This is a genomic window from Pedobacter xixiisoli (assembly GCF_900215335.1).
Lineage (GTDB): Bacteria > Bacteroidota > Bacteroidia > Sphingobacteriales > Sphingobacteriaceae > Pedobacter > Pedobacter xixiisoli.
Genome location: NZ_OCMT01000001.1, coordinates 677365 through 698489 on the forward strand (window position 1 = coordinate 677365; position 21125 = coordinate 698489).

Consider the following 21125-nt stretch of genomic DNA (forward strand, 5'->3'; position numbering starts at 1 on the left):
AATTAATCGGAGCAGAAATACTGACCGACGAAAGAATATAATATTTAAATGAAACAACAAGTTTTAAAAGTACATCCAAAAGATAATGTTTTGGTAGCCTTAACCGATCTTAAAGCAGGCGAGTTAGTGGGTTTCCAAGGCGTAAATTATTTATTGGTTGATGATGTAGATGCCAAGCATAAATTCTACATGCAAGATATGCAGGCAGGTGATGAGGTTTATATGTATGGTACTTTGGTAGGTAAAATCCAGTTTCCGGTAACATTGGGAACTAGAATGACTACCGATAACCTAAAACATGCGGCGGCTCCTTACGAGTATCGTCCATATCATTACGAGTGGCATGCGCCAGATGTGTCTAAGTTTGAAGGAAGAACTTTCAATGGTTACCACCGTGCAGATGGCAAGGTTGGTACAGCCAATTATTGGTTGTTCATTCCCACGGTTTTTTGTGAAAATAGAAACTTAGATGTAATCCGCGAAGCGTTACACAATGAACTAGGTTATGCAGTAACTGCGAAATATAAAAACTACACGCAACACTTAATCGAAGCTTTTAAAAGTGGGACAGATATTTCGTCTTTAGATGCGCCAATGGCATTTGAAGGTTCAAGAAATGAGCGTGTTTTCAAAAATATCGATGGTATCAAATTTCTAAACCATCAAGGTGGATGTGGCGGTATCAGACAAGATGCGGCTGTTTTAAGTAAATTGTTGGCAGCTTACGCCGACCATCCAAATGTGGCTGGGGTAACTGTATTGAGTTTGGGATGTCAGAATTTGCAGGTGCAAGATTTTACTGCCGATTTAAAAGGCCGTAATCCTAATTTCGATAAGCCAATCTATATTTTCGAGCAGCAGCAATCGCAAAGTGAAGAAAATATGATTGCTTTGGCCATTAAAAAGACCTTTGAAGGTTTAGTAGAGGCTAACAAAATTGAAAGAGCGCCAGCACCTTTAAGTAAATTGACCTTAGGTGTGAAATGTGGTGGTAGCGATGGTTTTAGTGGTATTTCGGCAAATCCAGCGGTAGGTTATTGCGCTGATTTGCTAGTAGCTTTAGGCGGTACAGTTTTACTGGCCGAGTTCCCTGAGTTGTGTGGCGCTGAGCAAAACATGATTGACAGGACCATTGAAGAAGCCTCTGCTAGAAAGTTCATGAAATTGATGGGAGCTTACAGTGAAGCTGCAGAAAATGCAGGTTCAGGTTTCCATATGAACCCTTCGCCAGGTAATATCAAAGATGGTTTAATCACCGATGCGATTAAAAGTAACGGAGCTGCCAAAAAAGGTGGTACTTCGCCAATTGTAGATGTGTTGGATTATACTGAGCCATCAACCAAACCAGGTTTAAACTTGGTTTGTACGCCAGGTAATGATGTAGAAGCTACTACCGGTAAAGCGGCAAGTGGTGCTACACTAATTTTATTTACCACAGGCTTGGGTACACCAACTGGAAACCCAGTTTGTCCGGTAATTAAAGTGGCTACCAATAATGACTTAACCAAACGTATGGGAGATATTATTGATATCAACACGGGGCCAGTTATTGAAGGCGAGAAAACCATTGAAGAAATGGGCGAGGATATTTTAGAGTATTGTATCAAAGCGGCAAGTGGCGAGGTAATTCCGAAAGCGGTATTATTAAACCAAGATGATTTTATTCCATGGAAACGTGGCGTTTCATTGTAGAGACAAATCATCATTTGTCTCCTGAGGCGCAAAATCTTGCGCCTTTACAGAACAACGTTTGGATAAATTATCATTTGTCTGCCACAACGTTTAGGGTTATATTAGCCAAAATCGTCTGTCATTAAAACGAGGATCAAACCAAAACCTCTAATGACGGACCCAAAATATAGAAAATGAAACAAATACAAGCAGTACACTCAGAAGATTTCAAGAGTTACGACACCGAAAAAATCAGAGAAAGATTTTTATTGGACGACTTGAAAGCGACGGACAAAGCAAATTTTGTCTACTCACACTACGACAGAATGGTTACCGGTTTAATCACGCCAGTAAACAGTGTTGTAGATTTAGGTAATTACGATATTTTACGTGCCGATTATTTCTTAGAAAGAAGAGAACTAGGCGTTATTAACGTAGGCGGTGCAGGTACAATTGTTGCCGATGGAACTAGCTACGATTTAAACAAAAAAGATTGCTTATACTTAGGTAAAGGCGTTAAGGACGTGAAGTTTAGCAGTAAAGATGCTAGTAATCCAGCTGTTTTTTATGCACTTTCGGCACCAGCACATACCAGTCACCCAACAGCATTTGCTAGTCACGCAGATGTTTTTTCAGCAGATTTAGGTGCTTTAGAAACTGCAAATCAACGTACCATTTCTCGTTATATCCATAAAGATGGTATCCAAAGCTGTCAGTTGGTAATGGGTTTAACATCATTAGCAAATGGGTCTATTTGGAACACAATTCCTCCTCATACCCACGACAGAAGAATGGAAGTTTATTTCTATTTCGATGTAGAAGCAGACCAAAGAGTTATTCATTTTATGGGCGAACCTCAACAAACTCGTCATATTGTAATGGCTAACCACGAGGCAGTTTTATCGCCAACTTGGAGTATTCACTCTGGTGCTGGTACCAAAAACTATAGCTTTATTTGGGGTATGGCTGGCGAGAATTTAGATTACGCAGATATGGATACTTTTCCAGTAGCTGAATTGAGATAAGAAATAATAATTAACCACAAAAGCACAAAGAGCACTAAGAAATTTAAAGACTTACGAAGTTTCGTAAACTTCGTAAGTCTGCAATGTTCAAAACTCATAACTCAATCTTTGTGTGCTTCGTGTCTTTGTGGTAAAAAAAAACAAACCCGTGCTAATAAATTAGTATCGTGGTAAAAACATAAACATTAAATGGAACAATCATTTTCATTAAAAGATAAAGTAATCGTTGTAACTGGCGGAACAGGCATTTTAGGTCTTTCTTTCATCAACGCAATTGTAGAGGCTGGTGGTACCGTAGGTATTTTAGGCAGAAACGAACAAGTAGCAAACGAACGTGCAGATGCAATTAATAAAGCTGGCGGTAAAGCCATCGCTCTAATTGCCGATGCCATGAACGAAGAACAATTAATCGCGGCTCGCGAAAAAGTATTAGCTGCTTACGGAAAAATAGATGGTTTGGTAAATGCGGCGGGTGGTAACATGCCTGATGGTGTTTTACAACCAGAGCAAAATATCTTCGAAATGAAGATGGATGGAATGAAAACTGTACTAGACCTTAACCTTTGGGGAACTTTAATTCCTACACAGGTTTTTGGTAAAGCCATTGCAGAAACCGGAAGAGGAAGCATCGTCAACATTTCTTCGATGAACTCTAAAAGAGCAATTACCAAAGTATTAGGTTACAACATGGGTAAAGCAGCTGTAGATTGCTATACACAATGGTTTGCGGTAGAATTAGCTAACCGTTACGGTGATAAAATTAGAATGAATGCATTAGCGCCAGGATTCTTCTTAACAGAGCAAAACCGCAATTTATTAACTACTGCTGATAGTGGTTTTACACCAAGAGGTCAGTCGGTAATAAATCAAACGCCTTTTAAACGTTTTGGTAACCCAGATGAATTAAAAGGTGCTTTGGTTTGGTTGTTAAGCGATGCTTCGCAATTTGTAACCGGAGCAATGATTTGTGTAGACGGCGGCTTTTCTATTTTCGGAGGGGTGTAGTTGGTTGTTTCGTTGATTAGTTTTTTGGTTTTTTAGGTAGAACTATTATACCAAATAGCAGTCGAAGTTCAATTATCTAAGGTATTTCTATAAAAAAAATAATAACTGGTTTAAGGGTTTGATTTGCGTGTAAGCTAAACAACAAACCAACCAAATAACCAAACAACCAATAAAGTATAAATGAAAAAGTTTTTAGACGAAAATTTTTTATTGCAAACGGAAACAGCACGTACTTTGTATCATGATTATGCAAAGCACATGCCTATTATTGATTACCATAATCACTTAATTCCGGAGCAAATAGCAGAAGACAAGCAGTTCGAAAATATTACTCAGGTTTGGCTATATGGCGACCACTATAAATGGCGTGCCATGCGTACTTTTGGTGTAGACGAATATTACATCACAGGTGGAGCATCAGACTGGGAAAAGTTTGAGAAATGGGCGGAAACTGTTCCTTATACTTTAAGAAATCCATTGTACCACTGGACACACTTGGAGCTGCAACGTTATTTCGATGTTCACGATTTGCTTTCGCCAGCTACGGCAAAGAAGATTTGGGACGAGTGTAACGCAAAGCTTCAAACCAAAGAATACAGCGTTTTAGGTTTATTGAAAAAAATGAACGTTAAAACCTTGTGTACTACCGATGATCCATTGGATAATTTGGAATTTCACCAAAAAATAAAAGCTAGTGGTATCGATTTAGTGGTTTTGCCTGCGTTTAGACCGGATAAAGCAATGAACGCTGATGATGTTGCAGGTTTAAATCAGTATGTAGATAAATTGGCTGGCATCGTTGAAAAGCCAATTACTAACTATCAAGAATATTTAGCGGCTTTAAAATCTCGTCACGATTTCTTTGTAGAGAATGGTGCATCAGTTTCTGACCACGGTTTAGAGCAGATTTATGCTGAAGATTATACCGAAGAGGAAGTGGCGCAAATCTTCCTTAAAATAAGAAAAGGAGAGGGAATTACTCAAGAAGAAAACCTGAAATTCAAATCGGCTATGCTTTTTCAATTTGCCCTTTGGGACCATGAAAGAGGATGGGTGCAGCAATATCACCTAGGTGCTATCCGTAACAACAACGATCGTTTGTTATCGTCGTTAGGACCAGATACTGGTTTCGATTCGATTGGCGATTTTTCGCAAGGCAGACAACTATCTAAGTTTCTTAATAAGTTAGATGCTGATAATAAATTAGCGAAAACCATTTTATACAATTTAAATCCAGCAGACAATGAATTAATGGCCACCATGATTGGTAATTATCAGGATGGTACCGTAGCAGGAAAAGTACAGTGGGGCTCAGGCTGGTGGTTTTTAGATCAAAAGCAAGGGATGATTAACCAATTAAATGCTTTATCTAATTTAGGTTTGTTAAGTCAGTTTGTAGGGATGTTAACCGATTCTAGAAGCTTCCTTTCATTCCCTAGGCACGAGTATTTCCGTCGTATTTTGTGCGATTTATTCGGTACAGATATTGAAAATGGAGAAATCCCGAACGATATAAAATTGGTTAGCCAATTAATTGAAAATATTTGTTATAACAATGCAAAAGCCTATTTTAGCTTTTAAATAACATATTTATATCACCTAGTAGGGGAAAGAAAAAAGATATTCAGGCAAATTAAAGCCTTTTATCTTTCACCTTTCGTCTTTTACCTTTAATAAATGAAAGTTTTAAGCTTTGGGGAATTATTGCTACGCATCTGTCCGGATACCGATGGACAATGGTTAGCAGATAATGAACTACCTTTTTATGTTGGAGGCGCAGAATTGAACGTGGCTACAGCATTGGCACTTTGGGAAGTCCCATCGGCCTATTTTTCGGCATTGCCGGATAATTTCATGTCAGAGCAGATTTTGAACTACGTTAACAAATGCAACATCGATTCGTCGAGAATACAGTTAAGTGGCGATAGGTTAGGTTTGTATTATCTGCCAAAAGGTAAAGACCTCAAAAACGCAGGCGTAATCTACGATAGAGCTAATTCTTCTTTCGCTGGTATTAAACCTGGAACTTTAAACTGGGATGAAATTTTTCAGGACGTAACTTGGTTTCATTTCAGTGCCATTTGCCCGGCGTTAAATCAAGATGCGGCAGATGTTTGCTTAGAAGCAGTTAAAGCAGCTAGCGAACTTGGCATCACCATTTCTATCGACTTAAATTACAGAGCAAAGCTTTGGAAATTTGGTAAGGAACCTATCGATATTATCCCAAGTTTGGTAGAATATTGTGATTTGGTAATGGGAAATATATGGGCAGCAGAACGGATGTTGGGTATTACTTTGCCATCGGATATTGTAGAAATTGATACTAAAGAGAATTACCTTAAACAGGCAGAAATTACATCAAAAGAAATCATCAATAAATTTCCAAAATGTAAACACGTAGCCAATACATTTAGGTTCGATTATAAAGCGGGCATCAGATATTACACTACTTTATTTACTGAAGGCCAACTTTTTGTTTCTAAAGAATACCTTTCTGAGCAAATTTTAGACCGCGTAGGAAGTGGCGATTGCTACATGGGAGGTTTAATTTACGGCTTCTACAATCAGCATGAGCCTCAGCAGATTTTAGAGTTTGCTACTGGCGCTGCCTACAACAAATTGTACATTCCTAGCGATTGTACCACTGCAACCGTTCAAGACATTCACCAAACTATCTCCCAAAATGACTAAGAATAAAGAAACTACCATACAAGCAATACAGCAACAAGGATTATTGCCATTATTTTATTACGAAGATGCGCAAGTTAGTTTAGAGATCATCAGGGCTTTATACAAAGGCGGCGTTCGAGTTTTCGAATATACCAACAGAGGTGCCGCGGCTTTAGAGAACTTCAAGATTTTTAAAGAAGCGCTGAAAACTGAAATGCAAGATTTGTTTTTAGGTATTGGTACCATCAAAACTGCCGAACAAGCGCAAGCTTTTTTAGATGCTGGTGCAGATTTTATCGTTTGTCCAATCGTAAATCCAGCAGTTGCTAAATTAACACATGATGCGGGTTTACTATGGATACCAGGTTGCATGACACCAACAGAAATTGATTTGGCTCAACAGCACAAAGCAGGCATCATCAAATTGTTTCCAGCAAATATTTTAGGACCAGATTTCCTTTCCTCAATTAAAGAGTTATTCCAAGGACAATTATTTGTACCAACTGGCGGTGTAGAAATTGAAGAAAATAACATTGCAAGCTGGTTTAAAGCTGGTGTTTGTGCCGTAGGTATGGGCAGTAAATTGGTAAGCAAGCAAATCATCGAGCAACAAGATTATAGTAAAATTGAGTCATTAACTAAGCAAACCTTTGAAATTATACAAAAAGTAAGGAAATAATTAACGCACTTGCTTTGCTAAGTTATTTTCTCTCCTCTCGGGGAGAGATGCCGAAGGCAGACAGGGGCAACCAACAAACCAAATAACCAAAACCAAAAAATATGAACCAAACCAAGCAAAGTAAATACAGATGGACCATTTGTTCCCTGCTGTTTTTTGCAACAACCATTAACTACTTAGATAGGCAGGTGCTTTCTCTAACATGGAAAGATTTCATTAGCCCAGAGTTTCATTGGACGAATAATGACTACGGAAATATCACGGCGTTATTCTCTATTTTCTACGCAGTTAGTATGTTACTTGCTGGTCGTTTTGTAGATTGGATGGATACCAAAAAAGGATTTCTTTGGGCAATCGGTATTTGGTCGGTAGGGGCAGTACTACATGCTTTTTGCGGTATTGCAACTTCTGGTATCATTACTGGAGATTGGTTTGTAGGTTTCGAAGGAGCTAAACACGCTATTGAAAAAGTGGAAGACGTAGGCTTAATTATCAATGTAAGTGTAACGCTTTTCATTTTCGCCCGTTTTGTATTAGCGGTAGGAGAGGCAGGTAACTTTCCAGCAGCTATAAAGGCTACAGCAGAATATTTCCCTAAGAAAGATAGAGCTTTAGCTACCAGTATTTTCAATGCAGGTGCTACTATTGGTGCATTAGCAGCCCCATTGAGTATTCCAGTAATTGCAAAATATTATGGATGGGAAATGTCATTCATCATTATTGGTGCTTTAGGTTTTGTTTGGATGGGGTTTTGGGTATTTTACTATAAAAAGCCAGATGCCAATCCAAAAGTGAATGCAGAAGAGTTAGCCTATATCAATCAAGATGATCAGTTGCAAGTTCAAGTAGAAGCTTTACCGACAGATGAAAAGAGTTTATCCTTTGCTAAAGCTTTCAGCTATAAACAAACTTGGGCATTCGTTTTTGGTAAATTTATGACTGATGGTGTTTGGTGGTTCTATTTATTTTGGATGCCAGCTTATTTGTCTGAGGTTTACAATATCAAATCATCAGATACTGAAGGACAGTTAGCGATTTTCATTCTATATGCCATTACCTTGTTATCAATTTTTGGTGGTTGGTTACCAACTTTCTTCGTAGATAAAAAGAAGATGAATCCTTATGAAGGACGCATGAGAGCGATGTTGATTTTTGCTTTCTTTCCATTGTTAGCATTATTAACACAGCCATTAGGCCATATTTCCTATTGGATTCCAGTAATTATCATCGGTATTGCTGGTGCGGCACACCAATCTTGGTCGGCAAATATATTCTCAACTATTGGTGATAGCTTCCCGAAAAAGGCCATTGCAACCATTACGGGTATTGGCGGTTTAGCTGGAGGTGTCGGTGCAACAATTATCAATAAATCTTCGGGGCTGTTATTTGATTATTCTTCAAAAACGCAAATGAAGTTCATGGGTTTTCAAGGAATTGAAGCAGGTTATTTTATCATCTTCTCATTCTGTGCCGTGGCTTATCTAATTGCTTGGGTAGTGATGAAATCACTGGTTCCAAAAATGAAAGTCATTAACCTTTAATAGATATATCCTCTCTTTCAACCGGAGGGGATATATTAATAGCAATAAAATCTAGTAAATCTATAAACTAAGTAATAAATCAAACAAAAATGTCACTAAACCTAGAAAATCTGTTTCCTTTAGAGGCAGATATCCCCGAGGCCTATGCGCTAGAGGGACCACTAGACCAGCGAAGCTATTTGTCAAATGGCGATATGCTCACTTGGTCGGGAGATGTACATACCGTGCTTTCTCCAATTTGTATTAAAACTGCTAAAGGCTTAGAGCGAAAGTTAATTGGTACTTATCCACTTTGTGGCGAGAAAGAAGCGCAAATCGCTTTAGATGCCGCTGTAGCTGCTTACAATAACGGAAGAGGAGAGTGGCCAACCATGAGCGTGGCACAACGCATCGAGTGTGTAGAGAAGTTCACTCGTGATATCATTGCGAAGAAGGACGAGGTAGTGAAACTGATCATGTGGGAAATTGGTAAAACCTATGGCGACTCAGTAAAAGAATTCGACAGAACCATAGAATACATCAATGCGACTATAGATGCTCTAAAAGATATCGATAGACAATCTGCAGGATTCACTATCGAACAAGGCATTGTAGCGCAAATCCGTCGTTCTCCATTAGGTGTAGTGCTTTGTATGGGACCGTTTAACTACCCTTTAAACGAGACTTTTACTACACTTATTCCTGCGTTAATTATGGGGAATACGATTTTATTTAAACCACCTAAGCATGGTACATTATTATTTTACCCATTATTGCAGGCATTTAGAGATAACTTTCCTAAAGGCGTGGTGAATACCATTTACGGTCGTGGTAATAAAATTATTCCAGGCTTAATGGAATCTGGTAAAATCAACGTATTAACCTTAATTGGCTCTAGTAAAGTAGCAGATCAATTGAAAAAGATGCATCCTAAAGTGAATCGTTTACGTGCTATTTTGGGTTTAGATGCGAAGAATGCTGCCATCATTACTGCTAACGCCGATTTAAAATTGGCCGTTCAAGAAACAGTTTTAGGTTCGTTGTCATTCAACGGACAGCGCTGTACAGCCTTGAAAGTTATTTTCGTACATAAAAAACATGTAGATCAGTTTGTGAAAGAACTTTCGGAAGAAATCTCGAAGCTTAAGTTTGGAATGCCTTGGGAAGCTGGAGTGTCGCTTACACCATTACCAGAGCCACAAAAACCTGCTTATCTAAAAGAGCTAATTGATGATGCTATTGCTAAGGGAGCTCAGATAGTCAATAAAAATGGTGGACAGACGAAAGAATCATTTGTGTATCCAGCTGTTGTTTATCCTGTCACCAAAGAAATGAAGTTATATACCGAAGAGCAATTTGGCCCAGTAATTCCTGTAGTTACTTTTGATGATATAGAGGAGCCTATTAATTATCTGATAGAATCTACACATGGACAACAGGTGAGTATTTTCAGTAACGATAACGAAGAAGTGGCAGCTTTGATAGATCCAATTGTAAATCAGGTAAGCCGTGTAAATATTAACTGTCAATGTCAACGTGGCCCAGATGTTTTTCCATTTACAGGAAGAAAAGATAGTGCTGAGGGAACCTTGTCTGTGGTAGATGCATTAAGGTCTTTTTCGATTAGATCATTAGTGGCAGCCAAATTAAACGATAATAACAAACGCTTATTGAATGAGATTATTGACGGTAATAATTCGAACTTCTTAAGTACAAAATATCTGTTTTAAATACTTGATAGGTATTTGTCTTGGTTTAATCCAGTATTTTTACCTAAAACAGAAATATTCTAAATTTTTTCTTAGAAAAGTTCGGAATATTGAAAAAAAGTTTTTACATTTGGGCTTACCCTTTCGGGGGTATGTTTTTCATAGGTAGATGTAGGGTCAGGAACTAGTTTCTTGGCCCTTTTTTATTTTATGCGATTTAGGGAATTAAATCGGTGTTTTTAGGTTGATAAATCAGTTTTTAGAAATATTTTCTTTCGATGTGATAGTTATTCATCATCAATGCCAAAATATTTTAATTCTTATTTGTTGATTATTAACTAGATATTTAATCAGGGTTAAAATAAAAGCATATTTTTTTAAAAATAATTTGACCGAATAATTAATATTCCTATATTTGCACCTCCTTAGAACGAAGGAAGATTCCGTAGCTCAGCTGGTAGAGCATTACACTTTTAATGTAGTGGTCCTGGGTTCGAATCCCAGCGGGATCACAGAAATGACTAACAAAACGTATAAAACCCTGCAATCGCTCGATTAGCAGGGTTTTTGCTTTTAGGACTTTACCAAAACTTGCATGAATTCCCAAAAAAAAGGTGAGTAATTCGGTGAGTCATCCTGAAAGTATATATGACTCACCGAATAAGCTGTATCCATTTAATGGACAAGCTGTTACGGACTGAACATCTTGTCTGTTTTAGTTGCCAATGCTAAATTTGTTAACCTTTAATCGTTTGATTATGAAAACTAATTTTAGCCTGCTTTTCTTTATGAAAAGACAAAAGAACTATTCAGAGGGCGAAGCTCCTATCTACATGCGCATTACGGTAGAGGGTAAACGTGTAGAACTTGCCACCGGAAGATCATGTGAACCCGACCGCTGGCATTCCAGATCAGGGAGGGCAACTGGTACAAGGGAAAAATATCGGTTGTTCAACACCAGCCTAGACCAGTTACAGAACAAAGTGTATGATGCCCACGCCAAACTCGTACAGTCTGGTATGGAGATCACTGCACAATCCATTCGGGACATATTGATCGGAAAGGTTGCAAAATGTGCAATGCTATTGGATGCGGTTTCTGAACACAATGAAAAAATGGAAGCGTTAGTCGGCAAAGATTATGTTAGGGGAACGCTGAACAGGTACAAGGTACTCTACAATCACTTGCAGACTTATATAAAGATGCATTACGGATCGGATGATTTCGAAGTCGGAAAAGTGGATATCTCTTTCTTCAACAACTTCGACTATTACCTAAGATCACGATCATGTGCAAACAACTATACCGTAAAGATGATAAAGAACCTTGGCAAGATCATCAATATATGCTGCGAGAACGGGAATGCAGAGAGCAACCCAATAACGTTTTATAAGGGAAAAACCAAAACGGTGGACAGAAATTTCCTATCACAGGATGAAATACAGACCCTATTGCATAAGCGTTTCGTTACCGCCAGGTTGGATGCCATCAGGGATGTTTTCATGTTCTGCTGTTTTACGGGGCTAGCCTATGCTGACGTACAAAAACTAAAGGAAACGGATATCCGTAAGGGTATCGACGGCGAGCTTTGGATCATCAAAAACCGTCAAAAGACCAACATCAGGTCTTCTATACCATTACTTCCAAATGCGGTCGAGCTTATCAACAAATATGCAGAGCATCCCATCTGTTCAAATCTTGGAACTGTGTTTCCTGTACCGAGCAACCAAAAGATGAACGAATATTTAAAGGAGATAGGCGATCTGTGTGGCATTGAAAAGAAACTGACCTCGCATATTGCCCGTCATACTTTTGCTACAACGGTTACCTTGTTAAATGGTGTACCAATAGAAAGCGTATCGAAGATGCTAGGACACACTAATATAAGAACAACGCAACACTATGCTAAAATATTGGACATGAAACTCAGCGAAGATATGGCAAACCTTAAAGCAAGATTAGCTGACCAGTTTGTATAACTATTACAATCTATTGAAGATTTTTTAATGTTTTTCGTGCCTTAAATTTCAGATCGTTAATATAAATGGACGGCAGTAATCTTTGGATTGCTGCCGTATCGATTAAGGTGATTTCAATACTACTATTAAAGAAACCGAATGAATAAGCACTAACTAAAATTATGAGAAATGGCAAATATAATCAATTAGAGCTGCTCAGTTCTTGTTTTTCCACAAATGGGTTTTATGTTTTCCAATCATATTTGGTAGCATCACAACCACATCTTATTTTTTTTCCAACTGTGTCATAATTTTTAATTGATACCTGCGGCTTTGTACAAGTTGCCTGATGGCATTTGAAAAGACCCTCAAATTCAAGGATATCATTCCAGAAAGCCTTTAGGTCACCGAGTTTTGGATCAAACGGATTATCGTGAGATAGCAAGTTTCCAAACACGTTAGAATTAGTCAACCTATCAAGTATCGGAAGTTTTAACTTAAGATCTGTACTCGCCTTATTAATTTTCGACTTCAAATCGTTAATCATCTCATCTGGCATCCTTTTTTCATTCACCTCATTATACCTAAAACTCAATTTGACTTCCAAATTAAAGCAGATAGTTTTCAGAATGTGCTCTAAGTATCTTCTAATAGGATTACCTAGAAAAGCAATGTTTGCATTGGCTAAATTTAGTTCTATCAATTCCTTTAAGTCCGACGGAGTTTCATCAAGATGTGTTCCTTTTGCTTCTGTCCATTTGATTTCGCCAATGAGCCAACCCTTCTTTTTTGCAATTTGTTTTACATACTGAAACCATTGTTCCTCATGAGTTAAGAGAATAATTTGATAATCAGCAAATTTTTCAAAGATCAGATCGGCAAATCTCTTACGGTGACTGGTATCAAAGCTTGAAATAACATCATCAAGTAACAGAAACTTATTCTCTTTATTGAACGCTATTACAGATGCAAGGAAAAAAGAAATACCAAAACAATTCAAATGCGATTCACTAAAATATTTTTGAGGTGGTGAAACCCAATTACCTTTATATTTGAATTCAATTGTTATCCCGTTCAATTCATCTTCTTCTCCCATTGTCACAATCCGAATCTCTTCGAATAACTCTCCAGGATTCATATACTGATAGAACTCATTAATGGTATCTGAAAAATTATCTATAAAATCTTGTAGACCGTCTTTTTGTTTCTTCACAAAGCCGTCGTATATGATACCAAGAGATTTTTTTTGGGCTTCCAATTTGTCCCTCTCAGCTTCAAATTTTTTAATTTTTTGAAATGCATCTTTAGACGCAGAAATATTTGCGAAAAGGATGGTTGTGTTATCTGTGGCCATCGCTTTTTTTATTTTTCCAATGCGGTCTGAAACTGCTGTAAGCACTGAAAAATCTTTATCCTCTAACTTTAAGCTATCGGAAGCGCCAATCTTATTGCCAGAGGTTACTTTTTCAGATATGGCTTTGTGATATGCTTCCAATTTCTTTTTCAGTTCATCAAGTGCATTTTTTTCGGTAATATTTGAACTGTCAGCTAGCAAAACCTCGGAACCCAATGTTTTAAGCCGCTTAATCCTTTCCTCTACAATTGTAATTGCAGATGTTTTTGCATTGTCAAATACAGCTTTCTTTTTTGCTGATTCTTCAATGGCAAGAAGCCTAACCTTAATTTCACTTGCTAGGTCATTTAAGTCCTTTGGCTGGAGACATAAAGGGCAACTACTATCTGTATGGAACTTCTTGGATATAAGATTCCCTCCAGATTTGAGCATTTCAGCGAAATATGTCTGCATTATGCTTTGTACATCAGCTGCAATCTTTTCAAATTCTTTAAAATACTTATCATATTCCTGGTCAATCAAGCTTGTTTCACTTTTTAAGAGTGTAAGAGTGGTCTGATAGGTTTCTAAAAATCTAAGCTCAGTTACAGTTTTAGTAGCAACAGGAGTTTTTAATTTCAGTAAAACCTTATCAACATCTTCCATTGATGCAACTGTAATTCCCGTTGCATAGTCCCCAATAATCTCATTGATTTTTTCAAAAAAGTTTTTTTCTTGACTTACAGATGCACCAATTTTTTCAATTAGCGTTTGCTTCTGAGTATTGATTTGGTTCTCAAAATTTTGCGCCTTAATTTCTGATTTGATAGAACTAAATGACTTTCTAAGCACATCCTTTATCTTGGTCACTTCGGAAAAGCCAATGATATCGGATAAATTCTTCAATTTATCTCCTTTTGTCCTATCAATAAAATCCCGTAAAAATTGATAACGGAGAATTAGGTTTTCTTTTTTTGAACTTTCAAGGTAGCCTGAAAAATCTTCGGTTACATTAGAATATTCGCTCACCAATTTACTTTTCTTTGTAAATAGCTTTTTTTGGGAATTGATAACTGCCTTGTTGTAGTTAACGCTGATGATAGACTCATCCTCCGATGCAAGATAAGCGTTTCTCAGAGCTTCTCTAAGATCAATTTCCTCTCCGCTTAAGTGCGATACTGCATCATTATAGTACCATTCTACAGAATCTGAAATGCTACTTTTACCTGTACCATTATCACCATATAGCAATACCGACTTTTCACCCAATGTAAGGGAGAAAGTATCTTTGACGCCACGGAGGCCTGTAATTTCCAGTTGTTTGATTTTAACCGCCATCTTTCTCCCTTAGCTTTTGAAGTTCATTTCTAACATTTGTGTCTGTCAGCTTTCCCTGCTCGTACAGAGATGCGAGAGATTTTGCAATTTCTTCATTAACCTCTGGCATCTTTTCAATGTATTTAAAGAAATCATCTAAAATCTCCTTTCCGGACTTAACCTCTTTTTTTTCCATATCTATTTAAAGTAATTCCAATCAATCTTAAAATGGGTTGCAATATCATTGTTCATCACATCAAGCCCTGTTTTATTGTTGCATATTGGGTATACACCAAAATGCTGCACAAAATCTAAAATGAAGTAGCTTTCTAAATCTTCAATTCGATATGCCCATATATTTTTGAGCATATCAAAATTGATGTAGGTAAACCATAGTGGTTCCACATTTCTGTAATTTGTCAAGCCAACGTTTTTTGATTTACCTCCAAAATGACCATTTAAACGATTACCAATACTATTAGTTCTTTTCTCGCTCATCCCAATATATAAAAGTCTTGATTTGTCAAATGGATATTGGATTTGGATGGATGAAGAGAAAATAAAATATAGTCCTGCAATTCCATTAAGCGGAAGGATATTACTCGCTTCAAAGTTTTTTGGGGAATCGAAATATATATTTACAGTTTGGTTTATTTGGTTCATTAATCGGCTGGTGTTTTTTGCTAAAGTTAGGAAACTGATGTTTATACAATGCCTTAGTCATTTCTAAGATTATTTATCCATTCACTATCAAGATTAATCAAAGTAAATGGTAAACCATAATTGCTAAAACGCTGATGAAAAATAAAGATTCTAGAGAAAAATTGATCTTTCAAGTTATATCCAGCTGTCTTATCATAGTTAAAAAGCAGCCATTGCTGAACTAGGTTTATTGGTACATTAAATTTAAGCTCTAATCGATCGGTCGAAATGTTACTTCCTCTTATACTTAGCGTCCATCGGGTTGGGTTATCAGCATTATAATGTATTCTTGCCTCATTTTTATCCGAGAACCGAAATTCACTCATGAGATTCCTTACGTTATCCTGTCTTGAAAATAAGAACAACAAATCTCCAGTTTCAAGCAATCCGATTACAAACCTATTAATTGTTCTATCAAAAGTTCTAAGTATTGCACCGATTAGTAAATCTCCCATCAGATAATCTAATAGGGGTTCGTATATAGAATCATCTTTTGAATCTGGAGATTTGTCTTTAAGGTACCTATATAGAAGTTGTCTAACATTTTGAGGAATTGATGTTAGGTAATTTTGATCAATCTGATGAAACAAATCACAGGTATTGGATGGGAGAAACCAGCGTAGCGATAATAAAGGAATTTTATTATTTGCAGCAAACTCAAACGCTGGCTTGCTAAACTCTTCAATGGAGGCTACACCAATCTGATATTGATACCTCTTCCTGTTTGAAATGGCATAATTGGCTCTTCTATTGTTTTGCCTTTGCTTGATACTATCTTCGCTAACAATTTCAAATTCATTTATGTCGTACCTCAAGCCTAGGGCATTTCTAATCACATCAAGTCCAATTGTTTTATCATAACTTTTACATTCAAACAGTAATCTTGATGGATAAGAAAATGGCATTTGGATTGGTGGCTCCATGAGTACATCTGCATCATGAGCAGCACCTTTTCCATTGATGAAAAATAGCCCAGTTCCACGTTGCTGAAATATATAATGTCCATCTGGCCTCACAGAAGCAAAACCACAATTTAACATCAAGCTCCTTATTGTAAATTCTAAAAGAGCACCTTTCAATTGTCCTGTTGTCATATAGAGAGGTTAATTAACAGCATTTAAATATACAATTATCATTAAATAATTCAGCTATATAAAAGCAATCAGTCATTTAACTAAAAGATACATTCACTTGGAACGTTTCTTTTTGAGTTTTAAATTTCAAATTCAGGTATCAACAAAAAGGGACTGCTATATAGCAATCCCCTCAAACTTTATAAAACAAAAAATGCCTGTTACCCTCAGGCCATGAAAAATTTCTTACGATGATCTAATATACAATTAAATCATTAAAAATCAGCAAAATACCGTTGGAGTTCCCACTGCAATGCCAACCTCCAAGCGAATTTCCCACCGTAGATGCCAAAAGCGGGAACTGGTGCGGGCAAGTGCGTGGGCGTTCCGCAGGCCGAAAATGAGCGTGGGGAAATATGACCTATACATCATCGGACAGACCATCCAGAAGATACTTGGAGCGGTATGCCAGTATTGCCTTGTGCCATTCGACCATTAGGTTTCTCGCTTCTGTTTCAGTCAGCTCAACCTCTTCTTCGCTGGTAGATGGCTTCTGGGAAACGATATTGTGCAGTTTTTCCATATAGGGTTCGTGTAGGGCAAGTTTCTCCTCGCTAAAATCAATTGTGTCCAAGTGCTCCAACATGATCAGTGTCGACCAAATTTCCTTTCCATTCTGGCCACTGTAATAGCGTGGAAGTGATATTTCATCCAGTATCTTTTGGATGAACTCCTGCGGTCGGATCTCGAATATTTCACATATCATGATGAAGTCTTCGGGCAGTTCAAGTTTAATTGGCGTTTCCATAATGATTTCCTTTCTCTTTTAGTATATTGTAGTAATGCGATAAAAAGAAATCCCGATAGCATTCGGTTCTTTTCTTCAGGTCTCGCACGATAAAGTGCCTTGCGTTGAGCTTCTGTAATTCTGTAATGTACAAATCGATTGCCTCGGTCAAGGGTATGATCTTCGATCGCTCATCCCTGTTCCTGCTGATATAATCAAAGACGAAAAGTTGGGGCATACTTTCGAGCTGTCTCTTCAATGCGACCTGCGCCCTAAATTCCGCAAGGGAGATACACGACATAAAATACTGTAGATAGCTGATCGCATCCACTGCATATAGTTCGCAGATGATCCTAAGGTCCTTTCCGAAGACCAGACAAGCCCCATCTTCCAAAAACAGCTGCTCGGGGCTGCTCTGATACTCCTTCCTATAACCATAGAGCTTTTCCACAAGCGATATACTACGCTGATGCCGCTGCTGCTCACTACCGACATTACTTGTTCCAAGTGCTACCAACTGCCGCAATACCTTTAGGGCGGGCAGGCTGAATGCCGTATTGATTGCTCCCGTTTCGGCCGATTTGCCGTTACCGTTTTCTGTTGGTAGCTGTTCAAGGTTCAGGTCGGTTATGACACTGGTAGCCTCGCTAAAGCCATCAAGCGGGCCGCCCCCTAGAAAACAGTATACCGAAACATGGTCGATAAAGCGCTGTAGTACCACACCTATCTCTAGGTTTAATAATTTGCAGGCAACCCTGAACTCTAATGGTATTTCAATAGGGACTTCTTTTCTTTTTTTCATATCATTCGGGATTTTCAGCGGTAACCAAACTATTCCTTGAAAGCAGGTTTGCATCGCCAACAAATGCTTCGGTTTTCCTGTACAGCCCCCACGCATCACTCCAGTCATCGATCTCATCTATGCCATATCTTGCGTTGGACTGCCCTTCGGACAGCCTGCGGTACATACTTTTATCATTGTTCAATACCGTCGGAAAATACAGTCTTGCCTGCGGCCAGAACATTCCACAGATATTCAATAGATGAGCTACACGGCACAAATTCGGCTTATACTCAAGATATTTGAGGATAAGCCCGAGGCAGGCCTGTTCCACCGCTTGGGACATCAGGGAAATTGAAAGCACCATATGTCCCTCGTCTATCATCTCGCCCGAACATCTTAAAAGTTCCTCAGCCCTTGTATTCCTGTTCAGTGTGCTGCGATCCAGCTTTTCTGCGCTGTACCTCCGTGCATCTGTTGCGACCATTTTCGAAGGGATTTTGCTGCCCAGCAATAATTTTCCAGATTTGGCTATCGCATGAAAAAAACTATTCCCTCTGCTTACAGCCTTAGCGAATTCATTCTGTCCATGTATCAACAACAATACCGATACGCCCTCTCCACATCTATGGGTGATATGCTGTTGAATGTTCAGTCCATAGGGATAGGCCACTTCACTAATGACCAATAGGTCATAATGCACACCGCTTCGTGCAATACTCGCGCTGCTATCAAAGATGCCATCCTGCTTATCGCTATCAGTGCGCATCCCAAGCTGATAGACCGCCTGCGGCTCAAGATAATGTGTGATGATCTCCAATATGCCTGTAATTTCCTCCCCACAGGTTTGTTGTTCTGTAAACTCCGATAATTGCAAAGGTATTTTAGTATCGCTTGGTATATGTGTAGCAATGCTATCCGCCTTGGCAAGTAGAATTTCCATCTCTGCTTCTACAGCATTACGGAATTCCTCCGCTAACAGATACACCGCCTTTATATCTATTCCCTCGGCAGAAAATCCGCTCTCGTACCTTACAGCCGAATAGGCCTTGTCCAACTGTTCAAGCAATCCACGGTCGAATAGGCCATCGTTAGGTATGATCCTGATCTCTGGCATCATGGAGCGCAGGAACTTTAGATGCTGGCTAATGTTGTGCGTTCGTTTCTCCCGTCCACACATACCGATCTCCAAAGCCCTGCAACTCAATTCACATACCTGATGCAACATAAAGAGTGCTACAGCAGTATCGGTATTTTCTATGAAGAACTTTGCTCCATTATCGAACGAAGCTATGCGTGACATCGCAGCCCTAAAATTTGCCTCGGCCTCGACAGACCATTTTTTGATCATTTCTTTTGTAAACGTTGGCATTTCATCAGCTCCGCTAGCCTCATATAAAAGATTGGAAACATCGCAACAGACCAGATGGTAGATACTGCCCTCCCTCTGCAGTTTTCTGATTTCGCTTCTGTCATAGATCTTAAAGGTCAATTTATCATTCTGTTTTATCGCCATCCTAACGAAAGGCTCGAGTTCTCCTATCTTAATGCCGTCTGAAGATAGTGCCACAATAATTAGGTGGAGACAATTTTCGCCACCGTATAGAAATTCCATTCCGTAGATGCGCTCTACAGCTATCGCATCAGCAATGTGCCCTGCGATAATAATCTTGTTTTCCTTTTCCATAATTCCTAGCTGGTTACCTTTTCGTATGTGATTTTTCTTCCTTCATTAGACTTATTCAGCAACAGCTTGGGATAGCTGCGCCTTGAGGTCATTTCCCCGAGAACCTTCATGACGTGTCGGGGTAGTACGTACTGATCGGTCAACAGACTGCAATGCTGACAGATTTCGATTGGTGTCTTCGAGCTAGACCAATTGTCGTTCAGCTCGACATCGAGGATTTCCCGTACCGCTTTCAATTTTTGATCTTCGCTATTCGGAAACTCGATATAACTTGGATTTTGTTCAAAGAGCTTGAAGGCCAATCTTTCAGTTCCAATACTATCCATCACGTATAGCGCATGCTCTATGATCTTCTTGCGCTTAGTCCGAACCATGTGGCAGGGAAAGTAGCCTCCCCTGAGGTCTGAACTGAAAACTATAAGACCTGCAAAGGATCGTTCTCCCAGACCAGCGACCATACCCAAGAGTATGCCCGCTGTCATCCTCTTGCGGAGGAGCTTTTCTAATCTGCCGATAATGTCGCTGCTCATTCCCATAAGGAATGATGTTTCCTCTGAGAGATATCCCTTTGATATCCTGAGCAACATCATGCTGTATAGGATGTTAATGTCAGGTCGGGACAAATCGGCCTTGTAGTGGCCTGTACGGATCACTTTTCCGCCGAGTAGGATGTCGTCTTGATTTTCCATTGTCTTTAGGTTTAGGTTATCATCCTAAAGTTCCGCAGGCCATTTGCCGTATCCTACCAATTATATTGGTATCTTACCACAGAACCGTAGTTCCGTACTATTTCAGAATTTATTATATTTGCTTTATGGAAACGCCTACAAAATCTAACAAAGTGCATCTCGGCAGAAAGATCAGCCGCATCAGGGAAATACGTGGTATCAAGCAGGATCATCTTGCCATCGAACTTGGCGTAAGCCAGCAGACCATATCAAAGATTGAGCAGAGCGAAGATGTGGAAGACGCAATGTTAGATAAAATTGCAGGTGTGCTTGGTGTTAGTGCAGAGGCAATTAAAAATTTCAGTGAGGAAGTGCTTATCTTCCATATTCAAAATATGCACGATAATGCTTCGGCATATCAGTATAACTATCAATGTCACTACAATCCGCTTGATAAAGTTGTTGAGCTGTACGAAAGACTGCTTGCTAGTGAGCGAGAGAAAATAGAATTATTGAAAAAAGGAAATCAATAAACCAACA

The 21125-nt window shown here is 38.7% G+C and carries 18 protein-coding genes and 1 tRNA gene; 11 read left to right on the forward strand and 8 right to left on the reverse strand.

The window, feature by feature from the left end:
* Window positions 1-48 precede the first annotated feature (48 nt).
* The 10 genes from CRO54_RS02690 (at window position 49) to CRO54_RS02735 (ending at window position 12258) form a co-directional block, all read left to right on the forward strand.
* Window positions 49-1692 carry a UxaA family hydrolase gene (locus CRO54_RS02690; protein WP_097128398.1) on the forward strand — a complete coding sequence of 548 codons (1644 nt, stop codon included), beginning with the start codon at window positions 49-51 and terminating at the stop codon, window positions 1690-1692.
* A 173-nt stretch (window positions 1693-1865) separates the two neighbouring features.
* Window positions 1866-2696: a 5-dehydro-4-deoxy-D-glucuronate isomerase gene (gene kduI / locus CRO54_RS02695; protein ID WP_097128400.1), complete on the forward strand. Its 831-nt coding sequence runs from the start codon at window positions 1866-1868 to the stop codon at window positions 2694-2696.
* Between the two features lie 189 nt (window positions 2697-2885).
* Window positions 2886-3701 (forward strand): SDR family oxidoreductase, encoded by an 816-nt coding sequence (locus tag CRO54_RS02700; RefSeq protein ID WP_097128402.1) that lies wholly within the window; start codon window positions 2886-2888, stop codon window positions 3699-3701.
* Window positions 3702-3881: 180 nt separating this feature from the next.
* Entirely contained in the window at window positions 3882-5282 is a 1401-nt protein-coding gene (uxaC, locus tag CRO54_RS02705; RefSeq protein WP_097128404.1) for a glucuronate isomerase, read from the forward strand.
* A 96-nt stretch (window positions 5283-5378) separates the two neighbouring features.
* Window positions 5379-6392 carry a sugar kinase gene (locus tag CRO54_RS02710; protein WP_097128406.1) on the forward strand — a complete coding sequence of 338 codons (1014 nt, stop codon included), beginning with the start codon at window positions 5379-5381 and terminating at the stop codon, window positions 6390-6392.
* Window positions 6385-7050, forward strand: coding sequence for a bifunctional 4-hydroxy-2-oxoglutarate aldolase/2-dehydro-3-deoxy-phosphogluconate aldolase (locus CRO54_RS02715; protein WP_097128408.1), 666 nt, complete (start codon window positions 6385-6387; stop codon window positions 7048-7050). Before CRO54_RS02710 ends, CRO54_RS02715 begins: the two co-directional genes overlap by 8 nt.
* Window positions 7051-7151: 101 nt before the next feature.
* Window positions 7152-8591 (forward strand): MFS transporter, encoded by a 1440-nt coding sequence (locus CRO54_RS02720; protein ID WP_097128411.1) that lies wholly within the window; start codon window positions 7152-7154, stop codon window positions 8589-8591.
* Between the two features lie 89 nt (window positions 8592-8680).
* Window positions 8681-10300, forward strand: a complete 1620-nt coding sequence (locus tag CRO54_RS02725; RefSeq protein ID WP_097128414.1) for an NADP-dependent glyceraldehyde-3-phosphate dehydrogenase — start codon at window positions 8681-8683, stop codon at window positions 10298-10300.
* 418 nt (window positions 10301-10718) lie between these two features.
* Window positions 10719-10791 (forward strand) — tRNA-Lys (locus CRO54_RS02730).
* Window positions 10792-11037: 246 nt separating this feature from the next.
* Entirely contained in the window at window positions 11038-12258 is a 1221-nt protein-coding gene (locus CRO54_RS02735) for a site-specific integrase (RefSeq protein WP_097128415.1), read from the forward strand.
* Window positions 12259-12481: 223 nt separating this feature from the next.
* On the opposite strand, the gene CRO54_RS02740 is transcribed toward CRO54_RS02735, so the two are convergent.
* The 8 genes from CRO54_RS02740 to CRO54_RS02775 all read right to left on the reverse strand — a co-directional run bounded on the left by CRO54_RS02740 (window position 12482) and on the right by CRO54_RS02775 (window position 20606).
* The gene (locus CRO54_RS02740; protein ID WP_097128417.1) at window positions 12482-14908 is read right to left on the reverse strand and encodes a sbcc family protein; all 2427 of its coding nucleotides are present in this window, start codon (window positions 14906-14908) and stop codon (window positions 12482-12484) included.
* Window positions 14898-15083 (reverse strand): hypothetical protein, encoded by a 186-nt coding sequence (locus CRO54_RS02745; protein ID WP_097128419.1) that lies wholly within the window; start codon window positions 15081-15083, stop codon window positions 14898-14900. The genes CRO54_RS02740 and CRO54_RS02745 overlap by 11 nt, the downstream gene beginning before the upstream one ends.
* A 2-nt stretch (window positions 15084-15085) precedes the next feature.
* A complete protein-coding gene (locus CRO54_RS02750) occupies window positions 15086-15550 on the reverse strand; it encodes a hypothetical protein (RefSeq protein ID WP_097128421.1) in 465 nt (154 codons plus the stop codon).
* Window positions 15551-15603: 53 nt separating this feature from the next.
* Window positions 15604-16683 (reverse strand): hypothetical protein, encoded by a 1080-nt coding sequence (locus tag CRO54_RS02755; RefSeq protein ID WP_097128423.1) that lies wholly within the window; start codon window positions 16681-16683, stop codon window positions 15604-15606.
* A gap of 400 nt (window positions 16684-17083) precedes the next feature.
* Window positions 17084-17470, reverse strand: coding sequence for a hypothetical protein (locus CRO54_RS02760; protein WP_097128425.1), 387 nt, complete (start codon window positions 17468-17470; stop codon window positions 17084-17086).
* Window positions 17454-18251, reverse strand: coding sequence for a hypothetical protein (locus CRO54_RS02765; RefSeq protein WP_097128428.1), 798 nt, complete (start codon window positions 18249-18251; stop codon window positions 17454-17456). The genes CRO54_RS02760 and CRO54_RS02765 overlap by 17 nt, the downstream gene beginning before the upstream one ends.
* Before the next feature lies 1 nt (window position 18252).
* Window positions 18253-19917, reverse strand: coding sequence for a HEPN domain-containing protein (locus CRO54_RS02770; RefSeq protein WP_097128430.1), 1665 nt, complete (start codon window positions 19915-19917; stop codon window positions 18253-18255).
* A 5-nt stretch (window positions 19918-19922) separates the two neighbouring features.
* Window positions 19923-20606, reverse strand: coding sequence for a hypothetical protein (locus CRO54_RS02775; protein WP_097128433.1), 684 nt, complete (start codon window positions 20604-20606; stop codon window positions 19923-19925).
* 125 nt (window positions 20607-20731) lie between these two features.
* Here CRO54_RS02775 and CRO54_RS02780 point away from each other — a divergent pair, with 125 nt between their 5' ends.
* Window positions 20732-21118 (forward strand): helix-turn-helix domain-containing protein, encoded by a 387-nt coding sequence (locus tag CRO54_RS02780; protein ID WP_097128435.1) that lies wholly within the window; start codon window positions 20732-20734, stop codon window positions 21116-21118.
* Window positions 21119-21125: the final 7 nt, after the last annotated feature.

Coding starts and splice junctions, on each gene's coding strand:
- CRO54_RS02760 (WP_097128425.1), bottom strand. CDS start 17,470: ATGGAAACGCCAATTAAACTTGAACTGCCCGAAGACTTCATCATGATA.
- CRO54_RS02765 (WP_097128428.1), bottom strand. CDS start 18,251: ATGAAAAAAAGAAAAGAAGTCCCTATTGAAATACCATTAGAGTTCAGG.
- CRO54_RS02720 (WP_097128411.1), top strand. CDS start 7,152: ATGAACCAAACCAAGCAAAGTAAATACAGATGGACCATTTGTTCCCTG.
- CRO54_RS02740 (WP_097128417.1), bottom strand. CDS start 14,908: ATGGCGGTTAAAATCAAACAACTGGAAATTACAGGCCTCCGTGGCGTC.
- CRO54_RS02775 (WP_097128433.1), bottom strand. CDS start 20,606: ATGGAAAATCAAGACGACATCCTACTCGGCGGAAAAGTGATCCGTACA.
- CRO54_RS02710 (WP_097128406.1), top strand. CDS start 5,379: ATGAAAGTTTTAAGCTTTGGGGAATTATTGCTACGCATCTGTCCGGAT.
- CRO54_RS02780 (WP_097128435.1), top strand. CDS start 20,732: ATGGAAACGCCTACAAAATCTAACAAAGTGCATCTCGGCAGAAAGATC.
- CRO54_RS02770 (WP_097128430.1), bottom strand. CDS start 19,917: ATGGAAAAGGAAAACAAGATTATTATCGCAGGGCACATTGCTGATGCG.
- CRO54_RS02735 (WP_097128415.1), top strand. CDS start 11,038: ATGAAAACTAATTTTAGCCTGCTTTTCTTTATGAAAAGACAAAAGAAC.
- uxaC (WP_097128404.1), top strand. CDS start 3,882: ATGAAAAAGTTTTTAGACGAAAATTTTTTATTGCAAACGGAAACAGCA.
- CRO54_RS02715 (WP_097128408.1), top strand. CDS start 6,385: ATGACTAAGAATAAAGAAACTACCATACAAGCAATACAGCAACAAGGA.
- kduI (WP_097128400.1), top strand. CDS start 1,866: ATGAAACAAATACAAGCAGTACACTCAGAAGATTTCAAGAGTTACGAC.
- CRO54_RS02755 (WP_097128423.1), bottom strand. CDS start 16,683: ATGACAACAGGACAATTGAAAGGTGCTCTTTTAGAATTTACAATAAGG.
- CRO54_RS02690 (WP_097128398.1), top strand. CDS start 49: ATGAAACAACAAGTTTTAAAAGTACATCCAAAAGATAATGTTTTGGTA.
- CRO54_RS02700 (WP_097128402.1), top strand. CDS start 2,886: ATGGAACAATCATTTTCATTAAAAGATAAAGTAATCGTTGTAACTGGC.
- CRO54_RS02745 (WP_097128419.1), bottom strand. CDS start 15,083: ATGGAAAAAAAAGAGGTTAAGTCCGGAAAGGAGATTTTAGATGATTTC.
- CRO54_RS02750 (WP_097128421.1), bottom strand. CDS start 15,550: ATGAACCAAATAAACCAAACTGTAAATATATATTTCGATTCCCCAAAA.
- CRO54_RS02725 (WP_097128414.1), top strand. CDS start 8,681: ATGTCACTAAACCTAGAAAATCTGTTTCCTTTAGAGGCAGATATCCCC.